At 56.5% G+C, this 4449-nt stretch carries 3 protein-coding genes; all 3 read left to right on the top strand.

The features are described from left to right. Nucleotides 1-396 precede the first annotated feature (396 nt). The 3 genes from larC (at nucleotide 397) to IRZ24_RS17265 (ending at nucleotide 4402) form a co-directional block, all read left to right on the top strand. Entirely contained in the window at nucleotides 397-1653 is a 1257-nt protein-coding gene (gene larC, locus IRZ24_RS17275) for a nickel pincer cofactor biosynthesis protein LarC (protein WP_297166937.1), read from the top strand. Nucleotides 1654-1679: 26 nt separating this feature from the next. Next, nucleotides 1680-2240, top strand: coding sequence for a DUF1992 domain-containing protein (locus IRZ24_RS17270; RefSeq protein ID WP_297166934.1), 561 nt, complete (start codon nucleotides 1680-1682; stop codon nucleotides 2238-2240). A gap of 458 nt (nucleotides 2241-2698) precedes the next feature. Continuing rightward, the gene (locus IRZ24_RS17265) at nucleotides 2699-4402 is read left to right on the top strand and encodes an APC family permease (RefSeq protein WP_297166931.1); all 1704 of its coding nucleotides are present in this window, start codon (nucleotides 2699-2701) and stop codon (nucleotides 4400-4402) included. The last annotated feature ends 47 nt before the right edge of the window (nucleotides 4403-4449 follow it).

The raw sequence follows: 4449 nt of genomic DNA, 5'->3' as shown, positions 1-4449 counted from the left end.
GGATTTGAGCCGTAGCGAAGATCAGGTTACTATAGATAAAGACATCATATGATCTGAAAATACTTGGTATTATGATGGCGCTGAGAAGATTTAATAAGCCGATTATCACCAGTACCACGCAGAAGAGGCGTAGGCAGGTGTGAAGCATCGCCATGTAGTTTTTCACCTTGAAGACCCCTTCGGACAAGGCTCAGAATGTGTTGCTGTTCCTGTGCTAGGACAACGAAGATGGCCTCTTGCCAATCTCTTAGTTATACTCTTGGATCTGGCCAAACAGAAAAAGCTGTTGCTGTCTGCCTCATCTGCTTGGGCCGTCGAGGAAAGACCTTTTGCTAGCCAGTAGACGCTAGGGTTGCAAGGTGCTCTTGCGAGCTGTATTTTGCGCAAGGAGGATAAATGCTAGCCTATCTGGACTGCTATTCAGGGATAAGCGGCAACATGTTCATAGGAGCGATGCTCGATGCCGGGCTCTCCTGGGACAGCCTCCAGCAAATGCTGGCTCTGTTGCCTGTGAGAGGCTACCAGCTACGAAGAGAAGCGCTGAAGCAGGGAGGAATCCAAGGTCAGCGCTTTGAAGTGGTGCTAGAGGACCCGGATCAGCCGGAGCGCCGTTGGTCCGAGATTCGTCACCTGCTGGAGAGCGCCCCGCTTCCGACTCAGGTACGTGAGCGAGCGCTAGCGATCTTTCGTACACTAGCGGAGGCAGAGGCGAGTGTACACGGCGTCTCTCCTGAAGAGGTACATTTTCATGAAGTGGGGGCTATTGATGCCATCGTTGATATTGTTGGAGCAGCGATCGCCGTCGAGGTGCTTGGGATCAAGCACCTCTATGCCTCGCCGCTACCACTTACCACTGGCATGGTCGAGACAGCACATGGATGGCTGCCAGTTCCTGCGCCAGCCACGCTAGAGATTCTCCGTCGCGTGGCAGCCCCCTGGCGTCCTTGCCCGGTTCAGGGAGAACTAGTGACCCCGACTGGTGCTGCTATTCTCGCTACGCTCGCGCGCTTTGAGATGCCTGCTATGCGCATTGAACGAGTAGGCTATGGCTTTGGCCATCGTCACCTGCCCTGGCCGAATTGTTTGCGCCTCTGCCTGGGTCCGGCTGAGTTTGTAGATGATGCGACTGGAGAAGCTCTCGATCGCGATTGGGTGACGCTGATCGAAACTAACCTGGATAATACAACACCGGAACTATTGGGGGCGCTCATGGATGAGTTGCTGACCGCTGGGGCGCTAGACGTAACTTTCTCGCCGCTGCAGATGAAGAAGAATCGCCCCGGCACTCTGCTGAGTGTCCTGGCCCTACCGGAACAGAGCGAGCAACTAGCGACCCTGATCCTGCGTTCCACGGGAACGCTCGGCCTGCGTTTGCAACAGATGCAGCGCCTCAAAGCTCAACGCTCTCAGGAAGAGCTGCCTACGCCGCTGGGCACGGTGACAGTGAAGGTCAAGCGCCTTGGCGCGCGTATCGTGAGCGCAACGCCCGAATATGAAAGCTGTCGGCGCCTCGCTCAAGAACATGGTGTCTCCCTGAGTGTAGTCTACGATCTTGTGCAGCAATGCCTTGAGGCCGACTTCTATGGTCAGAGCCAGGCAGAAAGACCCTCTAGCGCTACAAGCTCACCCTCAAGGCAAGAGCAGAGCCACTGATAGAATAACAGAACAGTATCGCTAATATGGAGAACAAGAGATCATTTTATCAGCGTAATTCGGAGAAAAAAGAGATAGAGAGCGAAAGCGAGCCAATCAAGCAGGGATATGATGAGCGGCGCTTTCGGGACTATGTAGAGGATAAAATTCGTGATGCCCAGGAGCGGGGCTTGTTTGATCATCTGCCAGGCCTGGGCAAACCCCTGCGCCTGGATGAGAATCCCTATGCCCGTGACAAGGAGCTGGCCTATCACCTGCTCAAGAGCAATGGTTTCGCCCCCCAAGAGGTCGAGCTGGCGAAAGAGATTCGCAGCGAGCTGCAGCAGGCAGATGCCAGACTAGCCAGGCTCCGCGAGAGGCGTCAGCGCTTAGCCAGGCGCCGCGTGCCTCCCTTCCCTAGCGAGAAGCGCGCCTTCAACGCGGCCCTTGCCCAGGCGCTGCGCGACTACGAAGCGACCCTCCGCGAGCTTAATCGCAAGATCCTGACCCTGAGCCTGATGGTGCCTCCGGCGATGCATATGAACATGGTAGACGTCGAGAGCAAAGTCAGAGCTTTCCGCGAAAGCTGCCCACCATTCCCCCTGTGAAGCCTGTCTGACCGTGGCACGTACGACACATATGACAAGTGCCACTGCCCCGACGATCAGCAGGCTAGACCGCCGTCACGAGGTGGGGGGCGTCTTCTCAGCTAGTAGCCTTACGGAGCTGAGAAGGCGTGGCTCCCACCTCTCTTGTGCTGACTTGCTGCCCTGGCGCCTGACGGCTGCGGCGGAGCCAGCGAGCTGCTGACTACCCCACGAGGCTGCCCGTTTGTGCAGATCAACGGCCCCCGGTAAGCAAATACTCCTAGTTGACAAAGCAGCATAGCCGTCCCTCCTAAGACCGAGTAGACTGCCTATCGGAGGGATCACAACCTCGATAGTACTGACGACAGCAAAGCGCAGGAGCAATGGATGTCAGACTATCCGGTTGGTAAGCTAGTCTGATCAAAGGAAGAAGAGATCCCTCACCAGTGAGCCGGCTCACAGCAAAGGTGCGCACGCGGATGGGAGAGCCTGCCGGCAGCTCCCCTATCCAGGAGCGTACCGATCGTTACCAGCGCTGCAATGCTTGGAAACGTCTTCATGGAGGTGTGACCTTGGCGACACAAAATGAGCTGGTACGGAAAGGGCTGCTTGAAGGTGATATAGATGTTGATCAAGCAAACGTTGACAAGCTTCACAAGAACGTCATTAGTCTGCCTGGTGTGCTCTACTTCTGCATCGCCGGCTCAGCTCCTATCTCAGCCATGCTCTTCAACGTACCGGCGATAGCCCAGCAGGCGGGGGCCGCCTCTCCGCTGGTATTCCTCCTTTCGGGGATTGGACTCCTGCTGTTAGGAGTCTCCATCGTTTATCTCTCACGGCGGCTCACCTCCGCAGGTGGGTTTTACACCTGGGTGAGCCATAGCCTTGGGAAAGGCACGGCGTTCCAGGCGGGCTGGCTCATGATGGGGGGCTATGCCCTCTTTGAAGCGGCCCTGATGGGAGCCTTTGGCTCCTACACCAATAGCTCGTTTGCCACCTATCTACATTTCAACCTTCCCGGTGGCTGGGTGAGCTGGGCACTTATTGGAACACTGCTCATCTTTCTCCTCTCCTACTTTGACGTCAAGTGGTCAGTCTTTGCGATGGCCCCTTTCCTGGTCCTGGAAATCAGCGTCCTGGTCATCCTTGACCTGGTCATCTGTCTGCGTGGTGGGGCCAGCGGGCATGACCTGCTACATACCTTCAGTGCTGCAGGAGCAGATCTCAAAGGGGCGGCACCGGGTGGCATGCTCGGGATCGGCATAGGTATGGCCCTGGGCGTCTGGTCCTGGGTGGGCTTCGAAGCTGGGGCCGTCTATGGAGAAGAGGCACGCAATCCCCGCGTGGCTGTGCCAGTAGCCATCTTTAGTGTAGTAGCTTTCCTAATCATCCTTTATGTCTGGACGTCCTACTCAGCTACCATTGGCTACGGCTGGCAGCACGCCATCGATCAATTTGCTGCCCATCCCAACAGTGCCTATTACACCCTGGCCACCGACTATGTTGGCGGCTGGCTACAGGCCCTCATGATCATTGCCATTAGCACCAGTGCCTTGGCCTGTGGCCTGGCCTTTCACAATGGCATGGTTCGTTACCTGTATGCGATGGGGCGAGAAAGCATCCTACCGTCCATCTTTGGCAAGACCCATCCACGCTATCGTAGTCCCCACATTGCCATCGTTGCTCAATCGCTCTTCACCTGTCTCCTCATCGGCTTCTTCGCCCTGGTAACGCAGAAGCCTGGGACGACGGACTACAGCTTTGGCTTGCCGAGCAATGGTTACCAGCAAGTCGACGGCCTGGCTCCTTATGGCTGGCTGGCGACAACAGGAACGATTGCCTTCATTATCGTTTACATTATGGTGAACCTAGCGGCCCCCCTCTTTGCCTGGCGCTTTGATCGCGCCAGCTTTGGAATCGTGCGCCATATCGTAGCCCCACTGCTCAGCTCGCTGGTCCTGCTGATCCCGCTAGCCTCCTTCGTCATGCCTGCTGTTCCAGGACCAATCGGCGCGTTCTTTACCGCCTTGGGTTTTGCCCCCACCGCTTTCCCAACCAATATCTTGCCTCTCTTTGTGCTAGTCTGGATCATCTGGGGCCTGCTTTACGCTAACTATCTGGCGCGTCGCGACCCGGAGCGCTACGAGAAGATGGGGCGCATCGTACGCGGCGATGTTGCTTAGTCTAGAGGCTCCTAGGAGACAGGCATCGCCCTGAGACTCTTGGCTAT

Origin of the sequence: Thermogemmatispora sp., assembly GCF_019683755.1 — a bacterium.
Taxonomy (GTDB): domain Bacteria; phylum Chloroflexota; class Ktedonobacteria; order Ktedonobacterales; family Ktedonobacteraceae; genus Thermogemmatispora.
This window is presented reverse-complemented; position numbering and strand designations above follow the sequence as displayed.